At 68.0% G+C, this 23,778-nt stretch carries 24 protein-coding genes and 1 tRNA gene; 14 read left to right on the forward strand and 11 right to left on the reverse strand.

Annotation, left to right across the window (positions count from 1 at the left end; translation table 11 throughout):
- The first annotated feature begins 143 nt into the window (after positions 1 to 143).
- From lptF to rsmA, 6 genes are read left to right on the forward strand one after another with little or no spacing between them, the layout of a single operon-like run.
- On the forward strand, positions 144 to 1,310 hold the full coding sequence (gene lptF, locus GVN21_RS17025) for an LPS export ABC transporter permease LptF (RefSeq protein ID WP_166575936.1): 1,167 nt from the start codon (positions 144 to 146) through the stop codon (positions 1,308 to 1,310).
- On the forward strand, positions 1,307 to 2,413 hold the full coding sequence (gene lptG, locus GVN21_RS17030) for an LPS export ABC transporter permease LptG (RefSeq protein ID WP_166575937.1): 1,107 nt from the start codon (positions 1,307 to 1,309) through the stop codon (positions 2,411 to 2,413). The genes lptF and lptG overlap by 4 nt, the downstream gene beginning before the upstream one ends.
- 44 nt (positions 2,414 to 2,457) lie before the next feature.
- Positions 2,458 to 4,740 (forward strand): LPS-assembly protein LptD, encoded by a 2,283-nt coding sequence (locus GVN21_RS17035; RefSeq protein WP_166575938.1) that lies wholly within the window; start codon positions 2,458 to 2,460, stop codon positions 4,738 to 4,740.
- A gap of 57 nt (positions 4,741 to 4,797) precedes the next feature.
- On the forward strand, positions 4,798 to 6,120 hold the full coding sequence (locus GVN21_RS21025) for a peptidylprolyl isomerase (RefSeq protein WP_240902993.1): 1,323 nt from the start codon (positions 4,798 to 4,800) through the stop codon (positions 6,118 to 6,120).
- On the forward strand, positions 6,117 to 7,142 hold the full coding sequence (pdxA, locus tag GVN21_RS17045; protein ID WP_166575940.1) for a 4-hydroxythreonine-4-phosphate dehydrogenase PdxA: 1,026 nt from the start codon (positions 6,117 to 6,119) through the stop codon (positions 7,140 to 7,142). Before GVN21_RS21025 ends, pdxA begins: the two co-directional genes overlap by 4 nt.
- Positions 7,139 to 7,951 carry a 16S rRNA (adenine(1518)-N(6)/adenine(1519)-N(6))-dimethyltransferase RsmA gene (rsmA, locus tag GVN21_RS17050; protein WP_166575941.1) on the forward strand — a complete coding sequence of 271 codons (813 nt, stop codon included), beginning with the start codon at positions 7,139 to 7,141 and terminating at the stop codon, positions 7,949 to 7,951. The genes pdxA and rsmA overlap by 4 nt, the downstream gene beginning before the upstream one ends.
- Here rsmA and gmk read toward each other — a convergent pair.
- From gmk to fabD, 8 genes are all read right to left on the reverse strand, one after another.
- Positions 7,948 to 8,589 (reverse strand): guanylate kinase, encoded by a 642-nt coding sequence (gmk, locus tag GVN21_RS17055; protein WP_166575942.1) that lies wholly within the window; start codon positions 8,587 to 8,589, stop codon positions 7,948 to 7,950. The genes rsmA and gmk overlap by 4 nt on opposite strands.
- A complete protein-coding gene (locus GVN21_RS17060; RefSeq protein ID WP_166575943.1) occupies positions 8,579 to 9,463 on the reverse strand; it encodes a YicC/YloC family endoribonuclease in 885 nt (294 codons plus the stop codon). Before GVN21_RS17060 ends, gmk begins: the two co-directional genes overlap by 11 nt.
- A complete protein-coding gene (gene mltG / locus GVN21_RS17065; protein ID WP_166575944.1) occupies positions 9,463 to 10,461 on the reverse strand; it encodes an endolytic transglycosylase MltG in 999 nt (332 codons plus the stop codon). Before mltG ends, GVN21_RS17060 begins: the two co-directional genes overlap by 1 nt.
- Positions 10,462 to 10,495: 34 nt before the next feature.
- Positions 10,496 to 11,776, reverse strand: a complete 1,281-nt coding sequence (fabF, locus tag GVN21_RS17070) for a beta-ketoacyl-ACP synthase II (protein WP_166575945.1) — start codon at positions 11,774 to 11,776, stop codon at positions 10,496 to 10,498.
- Between the two features lie 168 nt (positions 11,777 to 11,944).
- Positions 11,945 to 12,184: an acyl carrier protein gene (locus GVN21_RS17075; protein WP_166575946.1), complete on the reverse strand. Its 240-nt coding sequence runs from the start codon at positions 12,182 to 12,184 to the stop codon at positions 11,945 to 11,947.
- Between the two features lie 132 nt (positions 12,185 to 12,316).
- Positions 12,317 to 13,057, reverse strand: a complete 741-nt coding sequence (gene fabG, locus GVN21_RS17080; RefSeq protein WP_166575947.1) for a 3-oxoacyl-[acyl-carrier-protein] reductase — start codon at positions 13,055 to 13,057, stop codon at positions 12,317 to 12,319.
- 12 nt (positions 13,058 to 13,069) lie between these two features.
- Positions 13,070 to 13,408 carry a hypothetical protein gene (locus GVN21_RS17085; protein WP_166575948.1) on the reverse strand — a complete coding sequence of 113 codons (339 nt, stop codon included), beginning with the start codon at positions 13,406 to 13,408 and terminating at the stop codon, positions 13,070 to 13,072.
- Positions 13,408 to 14,352, reverse strand: coding sequence for an ACP S-malonyltransferase (fabD, locus tag GVN21_RS17090; RefSeq protein ID WP_166575949.1), 945 nt, complete (start codon positions 14,350 to 14,352; stop codon positions 13,408 to 13,410). Before fabD ends, GVN21_RS17085 begins: the two co-directional genes overlap by 1 nt.
- A 130-nt stretch (positions 14,353 to 14,482) precedes the next feature.
- Between fabD and GVN21_RS17095 the strand changes: the two genes are divergently transcribed.
- Together GVN21_RS17095 and GVN21_RS17100 are read left to right on the forward strand one after the other, a co-directional pair.
- Positions 14,483 to 15,457 carry a hypothetical protein gene (locus tag GVN21_RS17095; protein ID WP_166575950.1) on the forward strand — a complete coding sequence of 325 codons (975 nt, stop codon included), beginning with the start codon at positions 14,483 to 14,485 and terminating at the stop codon, positions 15,455 to 15,457.
- A 159-nt stretch (positions 15,458 to 15,616) separates the two neighbouring features.
- Positions 15,617 to 16,165, forward strand: a complete 549-nt coding sequence (locus GVN21_RS17100) for a peroxiredoxin (protein WP_166575951.1) — start codon at positions 15,617 to 15,619, stop codon at positions 16,163 to 16,165.
- Positions 16,166 to 16,328: 163 nt separating this feature from the next.
- Here GVN21_RS17100 and GVN21_RS17105 read toward each other — a convergent pair whose 3' ends face one another.
- Entirely contained in the window at positions 16,329 to 16,859 is a 531-nt protein-coding gene (locus GVN21_RS17105; RefSeq protein ID WP_166575952.1) for a DUF2059 domain-containing protein, read from the reverse strand.
- 83 nt (positions 16,860 to 16,942) lie between these two features.
- Entirely contained in the window at positions 16,943 to 17,515 is a 573-nt protein-coding gene (locus GVN21_RS21415; RefSeq protein ID WP_166575953.1) for a DUF2059 domain-containing protein, read from the reverse strand.
- Between the two features lie 250 nt (positions 17,516 to 17,765).
- On the opposite strand from GVN21_RS21415, the gene rpsF reads away from it, so the two are divergent.
- From rpsF to GVN21_RS17135, 5 genes are all read left to right on the forward strand, one after another.
- Entirely contained in the window at positions 17,766 to 18,203 is a 438-nt protein-coding gene (rpsF, locus tag GVN21_RS17115) for a 30S ribosomal protein S6 (RefSeq protein WP_166575954.1), read from the forward strand.
- Positions 18,203 to 18,478 (forward strand): 30S ribosomal protein S18, encoded by a 276-nt coding sequence (gene rpsR, locus GVN21_RS17120; RefSeq protein WP_166575955.1) that lies wholly within the window; start codon positions 18,203 to 18,205, stop codon positions 18,476 to 18,478. Before rpsF ends, rpsR begins: the two co-directional genes overlap by 1 nt.
- 13 nt (positions 18,479 to 18,491) lie before the next feature.
- The gene (rplI, locus tag GVN21_RS17125) at positions 18,492 to 19,076 is read left to right on the forward strand and encodes a 50S ribosomal protein L9 (RefSeq protein ID WP_166575956.1); all 585 of its coding nucleotides are present in this window, start codon (positions 18,492 to 18,494) and stop codon (positions 19,074 to 19,076) included.
- A 178-nt stretch (positions 19,077 to 19,254) separates the two neighbouring features.
- The gene (locus tag GVN21_RS17130) at positions 19,255 to 20,745 is read left to right on the forward strand and encodes a replicative DNA helicase (protein WP_166575957.1); all 1,491 of its coding nucleotides are present in this window, start codon (positions 19,255 to 19,257) and stop codon (positions 20,743 to 20,745) included.
- 86 nt (positions 20,746 to 20,831) lie between these two features.
- The gene (locus GVN21_RS17135) at positions 20,832 to 22,532 is read left to right on the forward strand and encodes an HWE histidine kinase domain-containing protein (RefSeq protein ID WP_346764284.1); all 1,701 of its coding nucleotides are present in this window, start codon (positions 20,832 to 20,834) and stop codon (positions 22,530 to 22,532) included.
- Here the strand turns inward: GVN21_RS17135 and GVN21_RS17140 are convergent.
- A complete protein-coding gene (locus GVN21_RS17140; protein WP_166575958.1) occupies positions 22,490 to 23,512 on the reverse strand; it encodes a serine hydrolase in 1,023 nt (340 codons plus the stop codon). The two genes, GVN21_RS17135 and GVN21_RS17140, sit on opposite strands and share 43 nt — an antisense overlap.
- A 176-nt stretch (positions 23,513 to 23,688) precedes the next feature.
- Between GVN21_RS17140 and GVN21_RS17145 the strand changes: the two genes are divergently transcribed.
- Positions 23,689 to 23,763, forward strand: a tRNA-Gly gene (locus tag GVN21_RS17145).
- The last annotated feature ends 15 nt before the right edge of the window (positions 23,764 to 23,778 follow it).

The following is a 23,778-nucleotide window of genomic DNA, read 5'->3' on the forward strand; positions in this document are numbered from 1 at the left end:
AGGCCTTTCCTTGGGGCGCCGCAAATCCTCCCTCGCGCGACACGGGGGAGGAATTTCAACCGTCCCCGCTATTCCGTTCGCGCGCGGCGCGCACTACTAACAACCCTCCGACGGCCCGACAGAGGCCGGCCGACCAAAGACTCATGCGCCTGATCGAACGCTACCTCTTCCGCCAGCTCCTATGGCCCACGCTGCTGGCGACGGCGGCGCTGGCGGCTGTCGGCCTGTTGAGCCAGAGCCTGGGTCAGCTGGGGATCATCATCGAGCAGCGGCAGAGCGCCTGGATCTATCTCCAGATCATCGTGCTGGCGATGCCGCAGCTGGCCAACCTGATCATCCCCATCGCCGTGTTGGTCGCCGCCCTGGTGGCGCTGAACAAGCTTCAGGGGGACCAGGAACTGGTGGTCTGCTACGCGGGCGGGATGAGCCGCTGGCGGGTGATCTCGCCGGCTGTGAAGCTGGCGGTGCTGGCCACCCTCGTCTGCCTTGTTATCAACCTTTGGATCCAGCCGGCCGCCTATCGCCAATACCGGACCCTGATCTTCCAGGCCAAGACCGACCTGGCCGCCATGCTGGTCGTCGAGGGCCAGTTCACCGATCCGGCCCCGCGGCTGACCGTCTATGGCCAGACGGTGGACAGCGACGGCGCCATCCACAACCTCTTCATCCACCAGATGACCGAGGAAGGCCAGGCTACCACCTACACCGCCAAACAGGGCCGGGTGGTGTTTCGCAACGACTCCCCGATCCTGCTGATGCGCCAGGGATCGACCCAGGAATTCTCCGAGCGCGGCGTGCTCAACTACCTGACCTTCGAGGAATACGCCCTCGACCTGAAGCCATACCTGAACACCCGAGAGTCCATTCGCTTCAAGGCCTCCGACCGCTACCTGCACGAGCTGTTCTACCCGGACCTCAGCCAGGAATATGAGCGTAAGAACCGCGGCCGGATGCTGGCCGAGGGCAACTCCCGCCTCGCCTCCCCGCTCTACGCCCTGGCCTTCATGGCCATGGCTCTGGCCGCCGTGGTCGGCGCCGGGTTCAGCCGCATGGGCTATGGCAAGCGGATCGCCCTTGTCGGGGCCAGCGCCGCCCTCGTCCGCATCCTCGGCTTCGCGGTCCAGGCCGCTTGCGAAGACAGCCCCGAGCTCAATGTGCTGCAATACCTGATCCCGCTGGCCGCCATGGCCTGGGGCTTCGACCAGATCTTCCGCCCGGTTGAGAACCGCACCGGCTGGCGCGCCTGGATCCCCTTCATGCGCATGCCCAGGCCGCCGGCCAAACCTGTGCTTGGGGAAGCCGGCGCATGAGACTGTTCCCTGGCCGCCTCGAACTGTACGTCCTCAACCGCACCCTGACCTCGGTGGCCGGGGCGCTGGCGATCATCGCCGCGGTGATCCTGCTGATCGATTTTGTGGACGTGTCGCGCAACGTCGGCGGCCGGGCCGACGCCGGGTTCGTCGCCCTGCTGTGGCTGACCCTGCTCAAGGCGCCGTCGACCATCCTTACCCTGCTGCCCTTCGCCTTCCTGTTCGGCACCCTGGCGGCCTTCGTCGGCCTCAATCGGCGCAGCGAGTTGATCGCCATGCGGGCCGCCGGCGTCTCGGCCTGGCGGTTCATCCTGCCCGCCGCCGCCGCCGCCTTCGTGGTCGGGGCTCTGACCGTGGCGGTGCTGAACCCCATGGCGGCCTGGATGAACGTCCGCTTCGAACAGACCCGCACGGCGGTGATGGACGACTATCTGGCCGGCGCTCCCAAGGAGACCTGGCTGCGCCAGACCGACGCCACGTCCCAGGTGGTCATCCGCGCCCGCAGCCATGACGAGGTCGGCGGCGTCGTTCGGCTGAAGACCGTCTCGATGTTCATCTACCGCGTCTCCTCCGACGGCGGGCTGGAGTTCTCGCGCCGGGTCGAGGCCGCCGAGGCGCGGCTGATGCCCGGCTACTGGCGCCTGACCGATGTCCGCGAGGCCACGCCTGGGGCGGGGTCCGTGCGGTCGGAATTCCTGACCATCCCCTCGACCCTGGACGACCAGGACGCCATCGAGCGGTTCACCACACCCGAGGCCATCGCCTTCTGGCGCCTGCCGACCACGATCGCCAGCGCTGAAAAGGCCGGATTCTCGGCCCTGCCCCAACGCCTGCGCCTGCAACAGCTCTTGGCCACGCCGCTGCTATTCTCGGCCATGTCGGTGCTGGCGGCGGCCTTCTCGCTGCGGCTGATGCGGCTTGGCGGACTGCCCGCGCTGGCGGGCTCGGGGGTGGTCCTTGGTTTCGCCTTCTTCTTCTTCAACCAAATGTGCATAGCGCTTGGGAAGGCGGAGATCATACCGGCCATGCTGGCGGCCTGGGCTCCACCCTTGCTGGCGCTGTTATCGGGGCTGACCCTGCTTTGCTATACGGAAGACGGGTGACTCGGCCGGCGCGTACCACCGGCGGGGACAAGACAGGGATTTCGATGAACCGAGTTGGCCACCAGCGTATCGCTCGCGCCCGGATCCTTGCCGGCGGCGCGGCCTTGGCCGCCTGCGCCTTTACGGCGCCGGCCTTCGCCGTGGACATCCTCGACGTCGACCAGATCCCGGCCCAGGCGACCGCACCCGCCGCGCCGGCCCCGGACGATGGTCTGGGCGATCAGGGCTACTACCTGGAAGCCGACACCCTCATCCAGGACGACCGCAACCAGACCATCACCGCCGAGGGCGGCGTCCAGATTCGCCACCAGGGCCGCACGGTCCGCGCCGAGCAGGTGATCTACAACCGCGCCACCGGCGTGGTGGTCGCCAAGGGCTCGGTGACCATCTTCGAACGTGACGGCACCGTGGCCTTCGCCGACGAGGTGGTGCTGGATGACCAGTTGCGCGCAGGCGTGGCCAAGGGCTTCTCCGCCCGGCTGCAGGACAACATCAAGATCGCCGGCGACACGCTTGTCCGCCGCGACGAGAACACCGCCGAGCTGAACAAGGGGATCTACACCCCCTGCGAACTCTGCGTTGAGGACAAGTCCAAGCCGCCGACCTGGTCGATCCGCGCCGACAAGGTGGTTCAGGATGGTGAAAACCAGCTGATCTACTACGAGAACGCCGTCATCGAAATGTTCGGCATTCCAGTGTTTTACACGCCGGTCTTCTGGCACGCCGACCCCAATGCGGACCGCAAGTCCGGCCTGCTGCCCCCGACCATCGTCGGCTCCCAGCGGCGCGGCCTGTCCTACGAGCAACCCTATTACTGGGTGACCAGCCGCTACTCCGATCTGGTCATCAGCCCCCAGATCAACACCAAGGTGAACCCGTTCCTGAACCTGGCCTACCGGCAACGGTTCTACAGCGGCGATATCGAAATCCGCGCCGGCTACACCTACGAAAAGGACCTGGACAGCAACGGCAGCCGGGTCGGCGACCTGACCAACCGCAGCTACATCCTGGCCAACGGCGCCTTCGACATCGACAAGAACTGGAAGTGGGGCTTCGCCGCCGAGCGGGCCAGCGACGACCTGATCTTCGACAAGTACGACATCTCCGACGTGGCCCGGCAGCGCGGCCTGATCGCCTCGGACAACCGGCGCCTGACCAGCCAGCTGTTCGCCACCCGCCAGGACAATCTCTCCTGGTTCTCGATAAACGCCACCAGCATCCAGGGCCTGCGGCCGACCGACAACGACCGCACCTTCCCGCTCATCGCCCCCCTGATCGAGGCCCGCTGGGAAGCGCCCGTCCCGGTGCTCGGCGGCCGCGTGCGCCTGCTGGGCAGCGGCGTGGTGCTGACCCGCGAGCAATCACAATTCGTGGCCACGCAACCCGGCGCCGATTCCCGCCGCGCCACGGGCCAGGCGGACTGGCGCACCAACTTCACCTTCACCAACGGGCTGCGGGTCTCGCCCTTCGCCCAAGCCCGCGCCGACTATTACAGCGTCGATGACTATCCGCTGGCCGGCGACAGCGCGTCATTCGGCCGCGCTCTCGGCGTCGTTGGGGTCGACCTGACCTATCCGCTGTTCCGCCGGGACGGAGACCGGACGATCGTGATCGAGCCGATCGTCCAGGTGGCGTTCTCGCCCGAGAGCGACCTCGATCCGCGCATTCCGAACGAGGACAGCATCGTCCTCGAGCTGGACGAGACCAACCTGTTCCGGGCCAACAAGTCACCGGGTTTCGACCTCTACGAGGGCGGGGTACGCCTCAACGCCGGCGCTCGCGCCACCATGACCTTCGACGACGGCCGCAGCTTCAGCCTGCTGGTCGGCCGGTCTTTCCGCGACGAGGATGATCTCACCCTGCCCGCCCGCAGTGGCCTGCAGACCAAGGCCAGCGACTGGATCGTCGCCGGCGACGCCAAGCCGCACAAGGACCTGACCTTCTACGGCCGCGCCCGCTTCGATTCGGAAACCGCCGACCTGCGTCGCCTGGAGATCGGCGCCAACGCCACCTTCGGCCGCGCCTCCGGCTACGTCCGCTACCTGCACGACAACCAGGACATCACCGGTGTCGAGCGCCAGGACATCGACTTCGCCGCCGATATCCTGGTCACCAAGCGGGTCGGCGTCACCATGGCCGGGGTATGGGATATCGAGAGCGACATCTGGCGGCGCCAGGAGCTGGGCCTCTTTTACCGCGACGACTGCCTCGATATCGCGGTGGTCTGGGTCCACGAGGAATACTTCAACCGCTCCCTGGGACCATCGGACGCGGTCGTCCTGCGCCTAACGCTCGCCACATTGGGCGATAAAGGCTACAGGCGTTGACCTTCGCCCGGGGACGCGATGAGTCCTTCGGGGAAAATGCTAATGGGAACGACGAGATTGCTTTCGAGCTTCAGGAATTCCGGCCGCATCCTGGCCACCGCTTCGGTCCTGGCCATGGTGATCGCCGGCGGGACGCCGGCCGCCTTCGCGCAGCAGGAAGGCGGAGCGCCGCGCCCTGACATCGCCGAGAGCGTCTCGGCCGTGGTCAATGACGACATCATCTCGTCCTATGACCTGGTGCAACGGATGCGGCTGGTGATCCTCACCGCCGACATCAAGCCGACCCAGGAAAACCTGCCCCAGATCCAGCAGCTGGCGCTCAACCAGCTGATCGAGGAGCGGCTGCAGATCCAGGAGCTCCGCCGGGTCGAGAAGGAAAACAAGACCACCATCCTGCCGACCGACAAGGAACTGGACGAGATCATCGCCGACACCGTCCAGAGCCAGTTCAACATGAACCCGGAGCAGTTCTATCAGGCCCTCGCCCAGCAGGGCATCGGCCGCCAGACCTACCGCGACCAGATCCGCGCCGAGTTCACCTGGCAGCAGTACATGCGCGGCCGCTACGGCAGCCGCATGCGGGTCAGCAAGGACCAGATCAAGGCCTTCCAGCAGCGCATGTCCGACGCGGCCAGCAAGCCGCAGTACCAGGTCAGCGAGATCTACATCGACGCCAACAGCGTCGGCGGCATGCAGGTGGCCTACAACGGCGCCCAATCGCTGATCGACCAGATGCAGCAGGGCGCGCCCTTCCCGCAGGTCGCCCGCCAGTTCTCGGCCTCGGCCACCGCCGCGTCCGGCGGCGACGCCGGCTGGATCTCGCCCGGCGAAATGCCGCCCCAGGTCGACGCCGCCCTCGAACAGCTGCGCCCCGGCCAACTGTCGCCGCCGGTGGCCACCGACGACGGCGTCTACATCCTCTACCTGCGTGACAAGCGCGCCGGCGGCTCCTCCACCCTGGTCACCCTGAAGCAGGCCGCCATCCAGCTGGCCCCGGACGCGGACCAGCCGACCATCGACGCCGCCACGGCCTCCCTGGAGCGGGTGCGGGCCATGAACCCGACCTGCGCCGATCTGGAGGCCAAGGCCGGCCAGGTGCCGGGCGTCCAGGCGGGCGATATGGGTGAAGCCGAGATCACCGGCCTCTCCGCCCCCTTCGCCGAAGCCGCTACCAACACGCCGGCCAACCAGCTCTCGGCGCCGGCGATCCGCACCCAGGGCGGCCTGCACCTGCTCATGGTCTGTGGCAAACGCACCGCTGGCGGCGAGCAGATGACCGCCGAGCAGATCGAGCGGCGACTGATCGGCCAGCAGCTGGTCCTGGTGTCCAAGCGGGTCATGCGCGACCTGCGGTCCCAGGCCACCATCGAGATGCGGTGACCCCGGCGGCGCCCCTCGCCGTCACCCTAGGAGATCCGGCCGGCGTCGGCCCGGAGATCATCGTCAAGGCCTGGCGCGCGCTCAACGCGGAGGCGCCCTTCCTGGTGATCGGTGACGCCGCCTGTCTGCGTTCGGCGCCCGGCGCCCGTGACGTGCCCGTCCAGGCGATCGGCGCCCCCGACGAGGCGGCCCGCGTCTTCCCCAACTCCATCCCGGTGCTCAACCAGCCCCTGGCCGCCCCCGTGGTCGCCGGCCAGCCCTCCGCCGACCACGCCAAGACGATCATCGGCTGGATTGAGACCGCCGTCGGCCTCACCCTGACCGGCGCGGTCAGCGGCGTGGTCACCGCCCCCATCGCCAAGGCTCCGCTTTACGCCGCCGGCTTCGGCTTCCCCGGCCATACCGAGTTCCTCGCCGAGCTGACCGCCGCCGAGAACCAGCCCGGCGCCCGCGGCCCTGTCATGATGCTGGCCGCCCCTGAAACGAAGGACGGGGGCCTTCGCGTCGCGCTCGCCACGATCCACACCCCCCTGGCCCAGGTCAGCGCCTCCCTTACCGTCGAGGGTCTGGTCAACGCCGGCCTGGTCACGGCTCAGGCTCTGCGCCGCGACTTCGGCATCGCGGCCCCGCGCCTGGCCGTCGCGGGCTTGAACCCGCACGCGGGCGAAGGCGGCGGCATCGGCCGGGAAGAGATCGACACCATCGCCCCCGCTGTCCGCGCTCTGCGCGACCTCGGCGTCGACGCGCGCGGTCCCACCTCCGCCGACACCCTGTTCCACCCGGAGGCCCGCGCCGCCTACGACGCCGTCCTCTGCATGTATCATGATCAGGGCCTTATCCCTTTGAAGATGCTTGATTTCTGGGGCGGCGTTAATGTCACCCTCGGCCTGCCCATCGTGCGCACCTCGCCCGACCACGGCACCGGCTTCGACATCGCCGGCCGGGGCCTCGCCCGCCCCGACAGCCTGATCAACGCCGTCCGCCTGGCCCGCGACATCGCCGCCCGCCGGGTCGCGGCATGAGCCTCGACGCCCTCCCGCCCCTTCGCGAGTCGCTGGAGCAGCACGGCCTGCTGGCCCGCAAGAGCTTCGGCCAGCACTTCCTCCTCGACCTCAACATCACCCGCAAGATCGCCCGCCTGGCCGGCCCCCTCGACGGCCGCACCGTCATCGAGGTCGGCCCCGGACCCGGCGGCCTGACCCGCGCCCTGCTCGAAGCCGGCGCCCGGGTCGTGGCGGTCGAGAAGGACCCCCGCTTCCTCCCCCTGCTGGAAGAGCTAGGCGAGGCCTCCGGCGGCGCCCTGACCCTCATCCAGGCCGACGCCCTGAAGGTCGATGAGGCCCAGCTGGCCGGCGGCGAGGCCCTGGTCGTCGCCAACCTGCCCTACAACGTCGGCACACCCCTGCTCATCAAATGGCTCACCGGCCCCTGGCGCCCCACCTCGATGAGCCTGATGTTCCAAAAGGAAGTCGCCGACCGCATCGCCGCCCCGGTCGACTCCAACGCGTACGGCCGCCTGGGCGTCATCAGCCAGGCCATCTGCCGCTGCCAGGTCGTCATGGACCTCCCCGCCCGCGCCTTCACCCCACCGCCGAAGGTGGCCTCAGCCGTCGTGCGGCTCGACCCTCTGGACCCCGCGCCGGAAAAAGCCCTGGTCACAGCCCTTGAAAAGGTCACCGCCGCCGCCTTCGGCCAGCGTCGCAAGATGCTGCGGTCGAGCCTGAAACAGCTCGGCGGCGGCACACTGTGCGAGAGGGCCGGGATCGATCCCGACGCCCGCGCCGAAACCATCGACGTCGCGGGCTTTCTGCGGCTGGCGCGGGCCCTCTAAACGTCCTCACTCATCAGCTCATCGACGAACGGCACGATCCAAAGGTTCCGGGCCCGCTTCATCCGCTCGGCGTGATAGATGTGCGCCAGGTCCGAGTAGGCCTTGTCGAAGTCCTCGTTCAGCAGGACGTAGTCAAACACCGTCCACTGGCTGACCTCGTCCTTGGCCCGCGAGATCCGCTTGGCGATCACCTCTTCGCTGTCCTGCGACCGCGCGTGCAGCCGCCGGCTCATCTCCGCCAGCGACGGCGGCAGGATGTAGACCAGCACCGAGTCTTCCGGGACCTTCTCGTGGATGGTCATCGCGCCCTGGAAGTCGATGTCGAACAGCACGCTTTCGCCGCGCGCCAGCGCCTCCATGATCGGCGCCTTGGGGCTGCCATAGCGGTTGCCGTAGACCTCGGCCCACTCAAGGAACGCATCGTCCTCGACCATGGCGTCGAACGCCGGCCGGTCGACGAAGTGGTAGTCGCGCCCCTCATGCTCCCCTGGCCGGGGATCGCGCGTCGTGGCCGAGATCGACAGGTGCAGATCCGCGTGGTCGGCCACCAGCCGCCGCGTCAGCGAGGTCTTCCCCACCCCGGACGGCGCAACCACCATCATCAGGATACCGCGTGTCCGGGCGGTCTCACTCGACATTCTGCACCTGCTCCCGGAACTGCTCGATCACGGCTTTCAACTCCAGCCCGGTCGCCGTCAAGGCGGGCGTCGCCGATTTGGAGCAAAGCGTGTTGGCCTCGCGCATGAACTCCTGCGTGAGAAAGTCCAGCCGCCGCCCCGCCGGTCCCTCGCCGGTCAGCAGAAGCCGCGCGGCCGTCACGTGGCCGGCCAGCCGGTCCAGCTCCTCCTGAACGTCGGCCTTCACCCCCATCGCAGCGGCCTCCTGCAGGATCCGCTCCTGGGTCGCCGCCTCACCGGCCAGTTCGGTCAGCCGCCGCGCGAATCGATCCCGGATCACCGCCGGCTGGTCCCCCGCCTGGGTCCCGGCCACCGCCACCAGCGCCTCGATCCGGTCAACCTGCCCGGCCAGCACGGGCGCCAGCGCCGCCCCTTCCTCCAGCCGCGCCGCCTTCAGCGCGTCCAGCGCCAGCAGGATGGCCGACGTCATCCCGGCTTCAGCTTCGGCGCGCGCCTCCGGCGCCTCCTCGACATCCGCCGCCTCGATCACCCCGCGCAGCGCCAGCACGCCATCCGCGCTCGGCGGCGCCAGGCGGCCGTCAGCCACATAAGGCGCCACGACCGCCAGGTACCGCTCCATCTGCTCGACATTGACGCTGACCGATCCGGCCGCCGCCTCGGCCCGTCGCGCCTGCAGGGTCAGCGACACCTGCCCCCGCTGGAACCGCGCCTGTCCGGCCTCTCGGGCCGCCCGCTCCAGGCCGTCGAACCCCGGCGGCCCCTTGAACCGCACTTCCAGGGTCCGGCCGTTCACGGACCGCGCCTCGACCGCCCAGCTCCAGGCCCCCAGCGCCCCCTCGGCGCGGCCAAAGCCGGTCATGCCACTCAACGCCATCAGTTACCCGCCGCTTGGCGCTGCGCCTCGATCTGCCGCCACCGCGCAACGTTGGCGTTGTGCTCGTCCAGGGTGGTGGCGAACGCGTGGCCGCCGGTCCCGTCGGCCACGAAGAAGATCTCGTCGCTGTCCGGCGGATCCAGCACCGCGGCGATCGACGCCTCTCCCGGGTTGGCGATCGGCGTCGGCGGCAGGCCGAAGATCTGATAGGTGCTGTAGGGGTTGGGCCGCTCCAGCTCCGAGCGCCGGATGCCCCGCCCCAGCGGCCGTCCCTTGGTCAGGCCGTAGATGATGGTCGGGTCGCTCTCCAGCCGCATCCCCTTGTTCAGCCGGTTGACGAACACGGCCGCCACTCGTGGCCGCTCCGACTTCACCCCGGTCTCTTTCTCGACGATCGAGGCCAGGATGATCGCCTCTTCCGGCGTGCGGATCGGCAGGCCCGCTTTCCGCTTCGGCCACAGGTCGGCCAGCAGCTTGTCACGGGCGTCCATCATCCGCTGCATCACCGCCGAACGCTCCTCTCCCCGCTCGAAGGCATAGGTCTGCGGCAGGATCGACCCCTCGGGCGGCGTCGCCACCTCCCCGACCAGGGCCTCTTCCTTCATCAGCGCCTCAACCGCCATCTCGACGGTCCAGCCTTCGGGAATGGTCACCTGGTGCACCACCACCCGCCCGTCGCGGATATAGTCCAGCACCGTGGCCATCGAGGCCCGCGAGGGAAATTCGTACTCCCCGGCCTTCAGCGCCCGCGCAGCCCCGGTCACCTGCGCCGCCGCCACGAACACGGCGGCCGAGCGCACCGCCCCGCCCTTTTCCAGCGCCGAGGCGATTTCGTTGAGCCCTGCCCCGCGCCGCAAGACCACCACATGCTGCTCGGCCCCGCCCTTCGCGGCCGGTCCCGGCCCCTGATAGGTCCACACGGCCCAGCCGATCCCCAGCCCCAGCAGGAGCCCAAGGGTCAGCAGGCCGCTGACCAGCCCGATAATGACACGACGCATTGCTGGCAGCCCCCCGCCGTTAGCCGCCACGATCTTACGGCGCCCGCCGGAAGATCACTGCCGCATTGGTCCCACCGAAACCGAAGCTATTGCTCATTGCGATGTCGATTTTCATCGGCTTCGCCTTGTTGGGGACGAGGTCCAACGCCGTTTCCTGCTCCTGGTTGTCCAGGTTGATGGTCGGCGGTGCGATGTTGTCTCGGATGGCCAGGATCGAGAAGATCGCCTCGATGGCCCCAGCGGCGCCCAGCAGGTGGCCGGTCATCGACTTGGTCGAGCTCATGGCCTTGCCCTTGGCCTTCTCGCCCATCAACCGCTCGACCGCGCCCAGTTCCAGGTAGTCGGCCATGGTCGAGGTGCCATGGGCGTTGATGTAGTCGATGTCGCCCGCCTCGATGCCGGCGTCCTTCACGGCCGCCTTCATGGCGCGATAGCCGCCGTCCCCGTCCTCGGCCGGGGCGGTGATGTGATAGGCATCGCCGGCCAGGCCATAGCCGATGACCTCTGCATAGATCTTGGCCCCACGCGCCTTGGCGTGCTCGTACTCTTCCAGCACCACCATCCCGGCGCCTTCGCCCATGATGAAGCCCGAGCGATCTTTGTCGTAGGGGCGCGAGGCGGCGGTCGGATTGTCATTGTAGTCGGTGTTCATCGCCCGACAGGCCACGAACCCGGCGATCCCGATCGGACAGACCGAGGCCTCGGCCCCGCCCGCGATCATGACGTCCGCGTCGCCGTACTTTATCAGGCGGCAGGCGTCGCCGATCGCATGGGCGCCGGTGGCGCAGGCGGTCACCACCGAGTGGTTCGGCCCCTTGAATCCATAGCGGATCGACACCTGGCCCGAGACCAGATTGATCAGCGCCGAGGTGATGAAGAAGGGGCTCACCCGGCGCGGCCCCTTGTCGCGCAGCTCCAGAGCCGTCTTTTCGATGGTGGCCAGGCCGCCGATGCCGGCGCCGATGATCACCCCGGTGCGTTCCTTGTCCTCGTCGGTTTCCGGAACCCAGCCCGAATCACGCACGGCTTCATCGGCGGCCGCCATGCCGTAGAGGATGAAGTCGTCGACCTTGCGCTGTTCCTTGGGAGCCATGGTCCCGTTGGGGTCGAAGCTGCCCGGCACGTCCGGCCCGCCGCCACCCTGGCCGTCGATGCGCGGCACCTCGCAGGCGATCTCGCAGCCGAAGCCGGTAGGATCGAAGGTGGTGATCCGGCCCGCGCCGGACTTGCCGGCCTTGATGCCTTCCCAGCTCACCTCGGCCCCATGACCCAGCGGCGTGATGAGACCGATTCCGGTGACAACGACTCGACGCATTAGAAAGGCTCCTCGGAGCGCGACAGGCGAACGTGGATACCGGTTTCGCCGTCCGGCGCGCTCCAGATGTTTAGTCCAAAACCTTGATCAGAAACGAGAACCGCCGCGCGCATCAGGTCTGATCCCATGCGACGCGGCGGCCCACTTTACCGATATTTCGGGGCGGGATCAGCCGCCCGTCTTCTCCGAGATGAACTTCACGGCGTCACCCACGGTCTGGATGTGCTCGGCCGCGTCGTCCGGAATCTCGATGTCGAATTCTTCTTCGAACGCCATCACCAGCTCGACGTTGTCGAGGCTGTCGGCGCCCAGGTCGTCGATGAAGCTCGCCTTCTCGGTGACCTTCTCGGGATCGGCATCGAGATGTTCGATGACGATCTTACGCACTCGCTCGAGAATGTCGGACATAGATGAGGGTCCCTCTTGGTCTTCAAAGGTCCGCGCCAACGTCTGGCGGCGGAAATCGGGTGTTTCGCTAGCAGGTTTCTTTCAGGCTTGCCAGCGGGAGAAGGTTGCGGGTTCCCGCTAACATTTGCGTGTTCAGACCATCACCATGCCGCCGTTCACATGCAACGTCTGGCCGGTGACATAGGCCGCCTCCTGGCTGGCCAGATAGACACAGGCCGCTGCCACGTCCGCCCCCTCGCCCAGCCGGCCGGCCGGGATGCGGGTGGTCAGGGCGCTCTTCTGGGCCTCGTTCAGCTCGTCGGTCATCGGGCTGGTGATGAACCCGGGCGCCACGCAGTTGACCGTCACGTTGCGGCTGGCCACTTCCTGGGCCAGCGCCTTGGAGAACCCGATCATCCCTGCCTTGGAGGCCGCGTAGTTGGCCTGGCCCGGGTTGCCGGTCACCCCGACGATCGAGGTGATCCCGATGATCCGCCCCCACCGCCGCTTCATCATCCCCTTCAGCGCCGCCCGCGACAGACGGAAATAGGACTCCAGGTTCACCTTGATGACCTGCTCCCAGTCCTCATCCTTCATCCGCAGCATCAGGCCATCCTTGGTGATGCCCGCGTTGGCTACCAGAATGTCGAGATCCTTGCCGGCGGCGGCCTCGGCTGCGGCAATAAGCCCATCCACGCTGGCCGCGTCCGACAGATTGGCCGCCGCGACGGAGGCCCGCTCGCCGAACCCGGCGGCGAGCTCCTGCAGTACAGCTTCCCGCGTCCCCGACAGCACCACATGCGCTCCAGCGCCATGCAGCGCCTTGGCGATCTCGCCCCCGATGCCGCCGGTGGCTCCAGTCACCAGTGCGGTCTTGCCGGTAAGGTCGAACATCCAGACGTCCCTCTATCTCTTGGAGCCGATCCGGCTCAGGGTATCGACGACTTCGGCCGTCATTGGTTCCGAAAAACTCAGATGCAGCGGCTCTTTGAAGACATCGGCGCTGCCTGACAAGGTCAAGACCAGCGAGTCCTTAGCGATCTCGATCGCCTCGATCCCACCGTACTGACCCCCGGCCTGATCATTGATTTCGATGTAGTGGTCGGCGCCGAACCATTCGCCCAAGTCCGCACCCGTCGGAACCTGCACCATCCAGTACCCGTCGCCCGCTGTGAATTTCGACCCGATGGTGAGGAAGTCGGATTCGGAGCGGTCGATAACTACCGGGCCGGCGGCGATCCGCATCACAACGACTTCGCAAACCCTTCCAAATCAGCCGGTGAGTTCAACGGCGTAGCCGTCGCATCCGGCACGCTGCGCTTGATCATCCCCGACAGCACCTTCCCGGCCCCGGCCTCGGCAAAGCGGGTCACCCCGCCTTCCCCGGCCAGCCAGTCCATGGTCTCGCGCCAGCGCACTCGGCCTGTCACCTGCTCGACCAGCTGCCGCCGGATGGTCTCGGGATCATGAACCGGCCGCGCCGTCACATTGGCGACCAGCGGCGCCCGCGGCGCGACGATGGTCGCCCCGGCCAGGGCCGCCGCCATCTCGTCCGCCGCCGGTTGCATCAGCGGACAGTGGAACGGCGCCGAAACGTTCAGCCGGATCGCCCGCGCGCCCAGCTCCTCGGCCTTCTCGATGGCCCGCTCAACGGCCGCCTTGGCGCCGCTGATCACCACATTGCCGGTGTTGTTGTCGTTGGCCACCACACAGACACCGACCTCGGCCCCCGCCGCCGCGGCCGCCTCCGCCAGCGCCACATCGGTCTGCTTGCCGATCAGCGAAGCCATCGAGCCCTCGCCCACCGGCACGGCCCGCTGCATCGCCTGCCCGCGCAGCTTCAACAGCCGCGCCGTATCCGACAGCGAGATCGATCCCGCCGCCGCCAGGGCGCTGTATTCCCCCAGGCTGTGGCCGGCCACGAAGGCCGCCCGGTCGATCCCGATCCCGAACTCCTTCTCCAGCGCCCGCGTCACCGCCACGCTCACCGCCATCAGGGCCGGCTGGGCGTTCTCGGTCAGGGTCAGCTCATCCTCGGGCCCCTCCCAGATCAGCTTGCTCAGCTTTTGGCCAAGGGCGTCATCCACCTCCTGGAACACCTCTCGAGCGCTGGCGAAGGCTTCGGCCAGATCGGCGCCCATGCCGACGGCCTGGCTGCCCTGGCCGGGGAAGACGAAGGCGAGAGACATGGGGATTCTCCTTGAAATTCGGCGCGCAGCGATAGGCCAAAGGGCCAACGCCAGCAAGCTTAGCCCCCCAATCTGATCGTGCGCCGCGCCCAAGTCCCTGCATAGTCACCCCTTCAGCCCCGGAGTTTCCATGCGTCGCCTGTTCGCCACCGCCGCCCTTGCCGCCGTCCTGATCCCCGCCGCCGCCTGCGCCGCCCCGCCCGCCTTCATCGAGAAGGAGGGCCGCGACCGCGTGGTCGCCGCCGCCACCGAGGGCCTGACGCCCGAGGAGGCCAACGACCCCGAAAACGTCCCCGCCTGGATGAAACAGGCCAAGCCGAAGATGTTCAAAAAGGTCGACATCAACGGCGACACGCTGCCCGACTGGCTGATCGACTACGAACAGGCCCCGAACGCCTCCTTCTTCTGCGGCACGGGCGGTTGCCAGAAAGCTCTTTACGTCGGCGAGCCGGGCGGGACCTTCCGCCAGGTGTGGAGCCGGGGCGGCGGCCCGCTGACGCTGTCGGGTCCCAAGTCCGCCCGCCGGCTGGAGGTCGATTTCCATGGCAGCGTCTGTGGCAGCTACGGCGCCGACGAATGCCTGCGCGCCTACCGCTGGGACAGCGCCGCCGGCCGCTATGTCGAAACCCCCAACAGCAAAGGCCTGGGCATGCTGGTCAGCGGCCCCACCCCCTCGGTCCAGCCCACCCTGGCCCAGGCGCCGGCCGAGGTGAAGGCCGACATCGCCCTGCGCCGCCAGGCCTGCGAGGCGCTCGGCGCCGGCTTGCCGGAGGACGAGGCCACCTTCTACGACATCCCTGACTTCAACGGCGACGGAGTCCGGGACTGGGTTGTCGGCAGCGCCCATGACGACTGCCAGTGGGAGGCCGACCGACCGGACAAGACGCCGCCCGCCCGGATGCTGTTCCTGGCCTCCCGGCCGGACGGCGGCTTCGGCAAGGCCTTCGAGACCGGCGACGCCGGCTGGGACATGGACATTGCCGCCAGCCCGGCCCGCGTCATTCTGGTGGAGAACGGCGAAGACTGCGGCATGGGCGATAAACCCTGTCCCCGTCGGCCGCTCAGGTGGGACGCCGCCACCGCCACCCTGCGGCCGGCCCAATAATTATACCCGGGTAAAAGTCCGGAGCCTGATTTTTTGGGCCCTGGATTCGCGGCCGTTACGCCGGCCGTCCGCGCGCCTCTTATAATCGCCAGCGCGTCGCCACGCCCCTTGCCCGCTCCGGCCAGGGCTCTAGCTTGTCGGCCAACCTGGGAGACCGCCATGAACCGCCGCCTGATGCTGTCCGGAGCCCTCGCCGCTGGCGCGCTGGCCCTCGCCGTGCCTGCCTTCGCCGCCCTCAAGGTCGGGGCAGCGGCGCCCGACTTCACCCTGCCTGGCTTCAAGAACGGCGCGCCGATCACCTACAGCCTCGCCGAGGCCCGCAAGAAGGGCCCGGTGGTCGTCTACTTTTTTCCGGCTGCCTTCACCGGCGGCTGCGACCTGGAAGCCCACCTGTTCGCCGAGGCCGCGGACGACTACGCCAAGGCCGGAGCCAGCATCATCGGGGTGACCGCCGGCTCCATCGACCGCCTCAAGGAGTTCTCGGCCGACAACAAGCGCTGCTCGGGCAAGTTCCCGGTCGCCGCCGACAAGGACGCCAAGGTCGCCAAACAGTGGCAGAGCACCCTCCCCACCGGCATCTCCAACCGCACCAGCTACGTGATCGCCCCGGACGGCAAGGTGCTCTTCGTACACAGCGAAATGAATCCCAAGCAGCACGTGGAGCTGACCCTGTCGGCCGTGCGGCAGTGGAAGGCGGGGAAGAAGTAACGCAACCCACCCTAATAACCGTCATCCTGGGCCTTGTGCCCAGGACCCACAGTTCAGCTCGCAAGAGCCATGGGGACTACAGCGCGAACCTGCACCCGCCCCTGCGACGGACGAGTGGGTATTGGGCACAAGGCCCAGGATGACGGGAACTTAGGGTGGGAAGTTAAGACGCCTGCATCCGCACCGACATCTCCGCCGGTTCGTCACACACCATCTTCGCGCAGTACCGCTCCATCGCGTCGTCCAGGATGATCGGCAGCAGGTCCTTCATCGCGTCTGAACTGGCCCCGCCCATGCCGCGCGACTTGGCCACCACCGACTGCCCCAGCGGACTTTCGTAGAAGCCGACCAAGGCCTCCAGCTCCGCCTCGGTGTAGCTGGCGGCGAACACCGGGACCATCTTCTCGATATAGGCCGGCATGGCCGCGTCGAGCGCCTCGCGGGTCGACTGCCGCATGACCTCGGCGTCCTCGGACCCGTCGTTCGAGGCCAGCAGCGGGTCCAGGCTGTCGAGGATGTTGCTCATGCTCTCGTCCATCCGCATCGCCTTGAAGTAGCGGCGCGACAGATCCAGGGCTCGGGCCGACGGCGGCGCCTTGGCGGCGACCGGCGTCGGCTGAGTTTGAGCGAGAACGGCCGGAGCGGGCGCGGCCAGAGCAGCCGTCAAGCCGACGGCGAGAAGGAAACGACGCAACACGGATGTCCCCCGATACGCGAACTGACCCGCCGACGCTCCCACGCCGCGCCCGGCCCCACAATTGGACGTGTGGTCGCGGGTCAGGACTCGTGCGCGCGCAGCTTTTCCTTCAGGGCGGAAGAGCAGGTGGTCTTGGCGCAGTACCGATCGACGATGTCTTCAATGTAGTCCGGCATCAGCTCCATCATCGCGACCATCATCGGCTGCATCATGTCGACGGCCTTGATCACCGACGCCTGGCCCGCCGGGCTTTCATAGAACACCACGATCGCCTCCAGTTCCTCCTCGGTGAAGGTTGCGGCGACGATCGGGATCATCGCGTCGACCATCTTGGGGGTCAGGGCGACCAGCGATTCCTGGCTGGCTTCCATCCAGGCCCTCTTGTCGAGGCCGGACAGTTCCGCGTCGTCCTCCTCCTCGAACGCCTCGAGGAGGTTCATGTTCTCGTACATCTTGGTCATCGTCTCTTCGAACCGCATGGCCGCGAAGTAGCGACGGGCCAGTTCGAGCTGCCGGGCCGAAGGCTTGGCCGGCGTGGCCTGTTCCTTGGCGCCCTTTTCCTTGGACGCCGGCGCCGCAGGCTGGGCCAGGCTGGGCATGGACGAGAACAGCAGGCCGACCGACAGGCCGGCGGAAAGAAGAATACGACGCACGATGATGCCCCCCAAGGCAAAGGATACTGGTTGGCGCCACCCTCTCATGCTCGCCCAGGTCGATCAATGGCCCCGGCCCGCTTGCGTTTGCGGCCCCTTGCGTGTAGTAGCGCGCCTCCCACGGAAGGCGGTCCTGCGCGGACTCCTTTGACTGGCGGAAGGTTCTCTTCCTCCGACGCGCAGGATCCATCGGAATCGCCGGGCTTGCGCCGTCGCTTTCGCCGCCTTCCCCATCGCAAGAAGGAAAACCATGGCGCTCTACGAGCATGTGGTCATTGCGCGGCAGGACATCAGCCCGCAACAGGCCGAACAAATGAACGAGGACATGAAGGCCCTCATCGAAGGTCAAGGCGGTCACATCGCCAAGATCGAGTACTGGGGCCTCCGCAACCTCACCTTCCGCATCAAGAAGAACCGCAAGGGTCACTACTCCCTGCTGGCCATCGACGCCCCGGCGCCGGCCGTCAAGGAAATGGAACGCCAGCTGTCGCTCAACGAAGACGTGCTGCGCTACATGACCATCCGCGTCGAGGAACTCGACCTGGAACTGTCCCCGGTTCTGGCCCGCCGTGATCGCGAACGCGACCGCCGCGACGACTTCGGCGGTGACCGCCCCGATCGTGGCGACCGTCCCGAGCGCGGTGAGCGTCCGGAACGCGCCGAGCGCACCGGTGAGGAGGCTCAATAATGACTGACGCTACCGAAACCCCCGCGGCCGCCCCGTCGGCCGGCGGCGGCGCCCGCCGCCCGTTCTTCCGTCGCCGGAAGGTTTGCCCGTTCTCCGGCGCCAACGCGCCGAAGATCGACTACAAGGACGTCAAGCTCCTGCAGCGCTACATCAGCGAGCGCGGCAAGATCGTCCCCAGCCGCATCACCGCCGTCTCGGCCAAGAAGCAGCGTGAACTGGCCCGCGCCATCAAGCGCGCCCGCTTCCTCGCCCTGCTCCCCTACGTCGTGAAGTAAGGGAACCGGACCGATGAAAGTCATTCTGCTCGAACGTGTTGAAGGCTGGGGCACCCTCGGCGACGTGGTCAACGTGAAGGACGGGTTTGCCCGTAACTTCCTGCTGCCGCGCTCCAAGGCCCTGCGCGCCACCGCCTCGAACCTGAAGTCCTTCGAAGGGCAACGGGCCGAGATCGAAGCCCGCAACGTCAAGACCCGCGAAGCCGCCGGCGCCGCCGGTGAAAAGCTGGACGGCACGTCCTACGTGATGATCCGCCAGGCCGGCGAATCCGGCCAGCTCTACGGCTCGGTCTCCGGCCGCGACGTGGCCGACATGGTCAACGCCGAAGGCGGCAAGATCGACCGCTCGATGGTCGTTCTGGACAAGCCGATCAAGACCCTGGGCGTCCACCCGGTGAAGGTGAAGCTGCATGCCGAGGTGAGCATCACCGTCAGCATCAACATCGCCCGCAGCCAGGACGAAGCCGAGCGCCAGGCGCGCGGCGAGGACGTCATCGCCAGCCGCTTCGAGGAAGAGGCCCGCCTCGACGCCGAAGCGGCCGCCGACCTCCTGGAAGGCGGCGCCGGCCAGCAGGAGCGCTTTGGCGAGGAAGCCTAAGCCCTTCTGCCGACAGGCACGAAAAGAGACGGCGCGGGGGGCGACTCCCGCGCCGTTTTTTGTCTGGCGTCGGAACGAAAACACCGGTGTCGGACATCCACAGGAGCGAGGGGAGTTATCCCCGTTCATCGGGCGGCCCGCCCGTCACGGGCCGTCCGTGTTAGTCTATCGGTAACCCATGGCCATCGTTCCCGCCCTCGATCTGCGCCCGGTCCCGACCGACCCCGCGCCCCAACACCTGCCCTCTAACATTGAGGCGGAACAGGCGCTGCTGGGCGCGCTGCTGTACGACAATGCGGCCTATGAGCGGCTGAGCGACCGGCTGGGCCCGACCCATTTCTTCGAGCCCTTCCATCAACGGCTGTTCGCCTCGATGGAAAGCCATATCCGCAAGGGCCAGCTGGCCGAGCCGATTCTGCTGGCCGACCAATTCCGTGCAGACCCGGCCTTCCAGGAACTGGGCGGCCTGCGCTACCTGGCTGACCTGGTCGATCGCGCCCCGCCGGCGGCGAACGCGCCGGACTACGCCCGGGTGGTCTATGAGCTGGCCGTGCGTCGCGATCTGATCCGCATCGGCGGGGAAATCGCCGCCGACGCCGGCACGCCCGACGCCGAGCGCGACAGCCGCGATCAGATCGAGATCGCCGAACAGAAACTCTACACCCTGGCCGAGTCCGGCACCGCCTCCACCGGCTTCGTCGGATTCGCCGACGCCCTGCGCGGCGCGGTGGAGATGGCCGCCGAGGCCTACAGCCGAGACGGCGGCCTGGCCGGCACCTCCACCGGCCTGATGGACCTCGACCAGAAGATGGGTGGCCTGCACCCCTCCGACCTTCTGATCCTCGCCGGCCGCCCCTCGATGGGGAAGACCGCCCTGGCCACCAACATCGCCTTCAACGTCGCCAAGTCCTACGCCTGGGAACCCCAGCCGGACGGCAGCAAGAAGACGGTCAGCGGCGGTGTCGTCGCCTTCTTCTCCCTCGAAATGAGCGCCGAGCAGCTGGCCCTCCGCCTTCTCGCCGACGCTTCGGGCGTGTCGGGCGACCGGCTCCGCAAGGGCGAGATCGACGCCTCCGAGTTCGGGCGGGTCCGCGACGCGGCCATGGAGATTCAGGAAGCCCCGCTCTACATCGACGCCACCGGCGGTCTCTCCATCGCCAAGCTGGTGGCCCGTTCCCGGCGGCTGAAACGGTCGGTAGGCCTCGACCTGATCGTGGTGGACTACCTGCAGCTGGTCACCGGCGGCGAGGGCAAGAGCGACAACCGGGTGCAGGAAGTCAGCATGATCACCCAGGGCCTCAAGGCCCTGGCCAAGGAACTGTCTGTTCCCGTCCTGGCCCTGTCGCAGCTCAGCCGCCAGGTCGAGAACCGCGAGGACAAGCGGCCCCAGCTCTCCGACCTGCGGGAATCCGGTTCGATCGAGCAGGACGCCGACATGGTCATGTTCGTCTACCGCGAAAGCTATTACCTGGGCCGCGCCGAGCCCGACACCGCCGACCAGGCCAAGCATATGGAATGGCAGGAAAAAATGGACCGCGTCGCCGGCATGGCCGAGGTTATCATCGGCAAGCAGCGTCACGGCCCGATCGGCACGGTGAAGCTGCACTTCAACGAGGACCTGACCAAGTTCGGCAACCTGGCCCGTGAGGGCCGGTTCGAGGTTCGCTAGACACGCTTTCCCGCTTGACCGTCGGGTAGCGAACAGCGACATCCTGCCGCACCATCCAGTCGCCGGGCGTCCCCTTGCCAGCCAGTGTGTCGATCGCGTCGCCCGCTCGCCGGGTCCTCGGAGCCAGCGTCCGCAGCCGCCTGGTGCTGATGGCGCTAAGCCTGGTCACGCCCGCCGCAGTACTGATGATCCTGCTGACACTTGCTGCCTTTCGCGAGAGCCAGCAGCGCTATGAGCAGCAGCTGATCGCCACCACTCGCGCCCTCGGCGTCGCCGCCGACCGCCAGATCGCCCAGGGCCAGGCCACCCTGCAGGCCCTGGCCGTCTCGCCCGCCCTGCGCAACGGCGATCTGGCCGCCTTTGACCAGCAGGCGCGTCAGGCGGTGCCCGGGCCGTTGAACTGGATCTTATTGGCCGATGAGACCGGACAGCGGGTCAACACCCTGGCGCCGCGCGGCGCCGTTCTGCCGCCGGGCAACTATCCTGAAGATATCTGGGACGGTCTGCGCGCCGGCCGCACCGTGGTTTCCAACCTGACCACCGGACCGGTGGCGCGGCGGCCGGTTGTCGGGGTGGTCACACCGACCCTGGTGGACGGCCGGCTGCATGGCCTGGGTTTTGTCCACGACCCGGCCGCCTACGAGAGCCTGTTCCGGGCGCAGAACCTGCCGGATAGCTGGACGGGCTCGATCGTCGACCGCAAGTTCGCCTTGGTCGCCCGCTCCAAGGGCAGCGCCCGCCTGCGCGGCCGGCTGGCCAGCCCGCAGATGCGCCAGGCCATTACCGAACGCGGCGAGGGGGTGGTGCTGACCCACACCCTGGACGGCACCCCCACCCTGTCGGCCTTCAGCCGCTCGCCGGCCTACGGCTGGACCTTTGTGGTCGGCGTGCCGCGAACCGAGGTCTACGCCTCGGTGACCCGCTCTATGATCGGGCTGTCGGTAGCCACGGGCCTGCTGCTGGCGTTGGGCGTAGGCCTGGCGGTGGTGTTCTCGATCCAGATTTCCCGCCAGGTCCGCAGCTTAGCCGCCGACGCCCAGCTCCTCGCCGAAGACCGCATCGTCGAGACCCGGTCGGACGACCTGGTCGAAACCGCCCAGGTGCGCGAAGCCCTTCACCGCGCCTCCCTGATCCTCCGCGTCCGCGAGGAGGAACAGGCTGCCGCCGGCGCGCGGCAGGAGGTGATGATCAACGAGCTGAACCACCGGGTAAAGAACACCCTGGCGATGATCCAGTCGTTGGCCCGCCAGAGCCTCAAGGGCGCCGACGCCGGCGGCCTCACCGCCTTCACCGAGCGGCTGGTCGCCCTGTCACGCGCCCACGACCTGCTCAGCGAGCGGATATGGCAGAATGCCGACCTGGCCGATGTGGTGGATCGCGGCCTCAACGCCTTCGGCGCCCGCGCCACCGGCCATGGTCCATCGCTCAGCATCGCGCCCAACGCGGCGGTTACCCTCAGCATGATCCTGCACGAGCTGGCCACCAACGCGGTGAAGTACGGCGCCCTGTCGAACGACACCGGCCAGGTCGAGCTGCTGTGGAACTTCGACAGCGGCAAGGAGCTGACCCTGGTCTGGCGCGAGCGCGGCGGGCCGACCATCGCCCCGCCCGACGGCGACGGCTTCGGCTCCCGCCTGATCACCGCCAGCGTTCAGCACGAGTTCGGCGGCACGGTTCAGTTCGACCACCGGCCCCAGGGCCTGGTCTGCACCCTGATCATCCCGCTCAGCGAGCGGCTGACCGGTCAGCCCGCGACGGCCGACGCCACGGACGCGATAAAAGCCTGACGCGCCTCAATGGGTTGGCGGGTCGCGCCGATCAGCACCGCCACCGCATAGACCCGCCCGTCCGGGGCGATGAGCAGCCCCACATCGTTGAACCCGGTGGCCAGCGAGCCCATCACCTGGCCCGTGCCGGTCTTGTGCGCCAGCTTCCAGCCCGGCGGCAGGCCGGCCCGCAGGCGGCTCGCCCCGGTATGGCTGCCCCCCATCCGCTCCAGCAACAGCGCCGTCGAGTCCGGCGACAGCAGGTCGCCGCGATAGAGCCTCGACAGGGCCTCCACCACGCCCAGCGCCGTGGCCCCATCCGGCGGATCGGCCAGATAGGCGTCCAGCGCCGCCTTGCGCGTCTCACGCGGCAGGGCCTCGCGGTCCTCCCAGAAGGTCCGCTCGAAACTGTACTCCGGCCGCCAGGTGAGGCCGGCGGCCGCCGTCTGCATGGCCCGCTCTCCGGGGCCGAACTGGATGCCGTCGAGGTTCTTGCCCACAATGGCCACCTGCACCGCGAACGGCCCGCCGAGCCGCCGCACCAGAGCGTCGTTGGCGGCGTTGTCGCTGGACTGCAGGGCGCCGTCCATCAGGCTGCGCAGGGAGGCGCTGTAGCCGGCCTCGCCGACGAACTTGCGGATCGGCTGGTGGAACAGGCTGAGGTCTTCCTTGCGGATGGTCACCCGCTCGTCGAGGGACAGCTCGCCCCGATCCGCCGCCGCCAGGATGGCCATCGACACCCACAGCTTGCTGACGCTCTGCTGTGGCAGGGGCCGGTCGCCGTTGACCGAGACGGTCCAGCCCTCGTCGACCCGGGTCACCGCCACGCCGACATCGCCAGGGAAGCTCCTGGCCAAGGCGTCCAGCCGCCCCTGCAGTTGCTCCCGCTCGCTGAGCGGCAGGACCGGCGGCTTCTTTAGCGGCAAGGCGGTCAGCACCACCTGCCCCTCGGCGATCGGCAGGGCCGAGGCGCCGCAGAGCACCGCCGCTCCGACCGCCATCCGCCTCGTCCATGTCGCCAGACGCTTGCCCATCGCCCTATGAGACCACGAGAGCCGCGCAGGGACCACTCCCCGGCCGCCGCCGGCGAACCAGCGTTGCGAAAAAGCCGCGTCGGAACCGCTTGCGGCGCAAGGCGGATTGGCTATGTTGCGCGGCCCCGGCCCAGCCGGGCGATGCGGCCGTAGTTCAGAGGTAGAACGTCAGCTTCCCAAGCTGAATGTCGGGGGTTCGATTCCCCCCGGCCGCTCCAGTCTTCCTCGATGGT

It is taken from the genome of Caulobacter sp. SLTY (assembly GCF_009905535.1).
GTDB lineage: Bacteria > Pseudomonadota > Alphaproteobacteria > Caulobacterales > Caulobacteraceae > Caulobacter.

Coding starts and splice junctions, on each gene's coding strand:
- lptF (WP_166575936.1), top strand. CDS start 144: ATGCGCCTGATCGAACGCTACCTCTTCCGCCAGCTCCTATGGCCCACG.
- lptG (WP_166575937.1), top strand. CDS start 1,307: ATGAGACTGTTCCCTGGCCGCCTCGAACTGTACGTCCTCAACCGCACC.
- GVN21_RS17035 (WP_166575938.1), top strand. CDS start 2,458: ATGAACCGAGTTGGCCACCAGCGTATCGCTCGCGCCCGGATCCTTGCC.
- rsmA (WP_166575941.1), top strand. CDS start 7,139: ATGAGCCTCGACGCCCTCCCGCCCCTTCGCGAGTCGCTGGAGCAGCAC.
- gmk (WP_166575942.1), bottom strand. CDS start 8,589: ATGTCGAGTGAGACCGCCCGGACACGCGGTATCCTGATGATGGTGGTT.
- GVN21_RS17060 (WP_166575943.1), bottom strand. CDS start 9,463: ATGGCGTTGAGTGGCATGACCGGCTTTGGCCGCGCCGAGGGGGCGCTG.
- mltG (WP_166575944.1), bottom strand. CDS start 10,461: ATGCGTCGTGTCATTATCGGGCTGGTCAGCGGCCTGCTGACCCTTGGG.
- fabF (WP_166575945.1), bottom strand. CDS start 11,776: ATGCGTCGAGTCGTTGTCACCGGAATCGGTCTCATCACGCCGCTGGGT.
- GVN21_RS17075 (WP_166575946.1), bottom strand. CDS start 12,184: ATGTCCGACATTCTCGAGCGAGTGCGTAAGATCGTCATCGAACATCTC.
- fabG (WP_166575947.1), bottom strand. CDS start 13,057: ATGTTCGACCTTACCGGCAAGACCGCACTGGTGACTGGAGCCACCGGC.
- GVN21_RS17085 (WP_166575948.1), bottom strand. CDS start 13,408: ATGCGGATCGCCGCCGGCCCGGTAGTTATCGACCGCTCCGAATCCGAC.
- fabD (WP_166575949.1), bottom strand. CDS start 14,352: ATGTCTCTCGCCTTCGTCTTCCCCGGCCAGGGCAGCCAGGCCGTCGGC.
- GVN21_RS17095 (WP_166575950.1), top strand. CDS start 14,483: ATGCGTCGCCTGTTCGCCACCGCCGCCCTTGCCGCCGTCCTGATCCCC.
- GVN21_RS17100 (WP_166575951.1), top strand. CDS start 15,617: ATGAACCGCCGCCTGATGCTGTCCGGAGCCCTCGCCGCTGGCGCGCTG.
- rpsF (WP_166575954.1), top strand. CDS start 17,766: ATGGCGCTCTACGAGCATGTGGTCATTGCGCGGCAGGACATCAGCCCG.
- rpsR (WP_166575955.1), top strand. CDS start 18,203: ATGACTGACGCTACCGAAACCCCCGCGGCCGCCCCGTCGGCCGGCGGC.
- rplI (WP_166575956.1), top strand. CDS start 18,492: ATGAAAGTCATTCTGCTCGAACGTGTTGAAGGCTGGGGCACCCTCGGC.
- GVN21_RS17130 (WP_166575957.1), top strand. CDS start 19,255: ATGGCCATCGTTCCCGCCCTCGATCTGCGCCCGGTCCCGACCGACCCC.
- GVN21_RS17140 (WP_166575958.1), bottom strand. CDS start 23,512: ATGGCGGTCGGAGCGGCGGTGCTCTGCGGCGCCTCGGCCCTGCCGATC.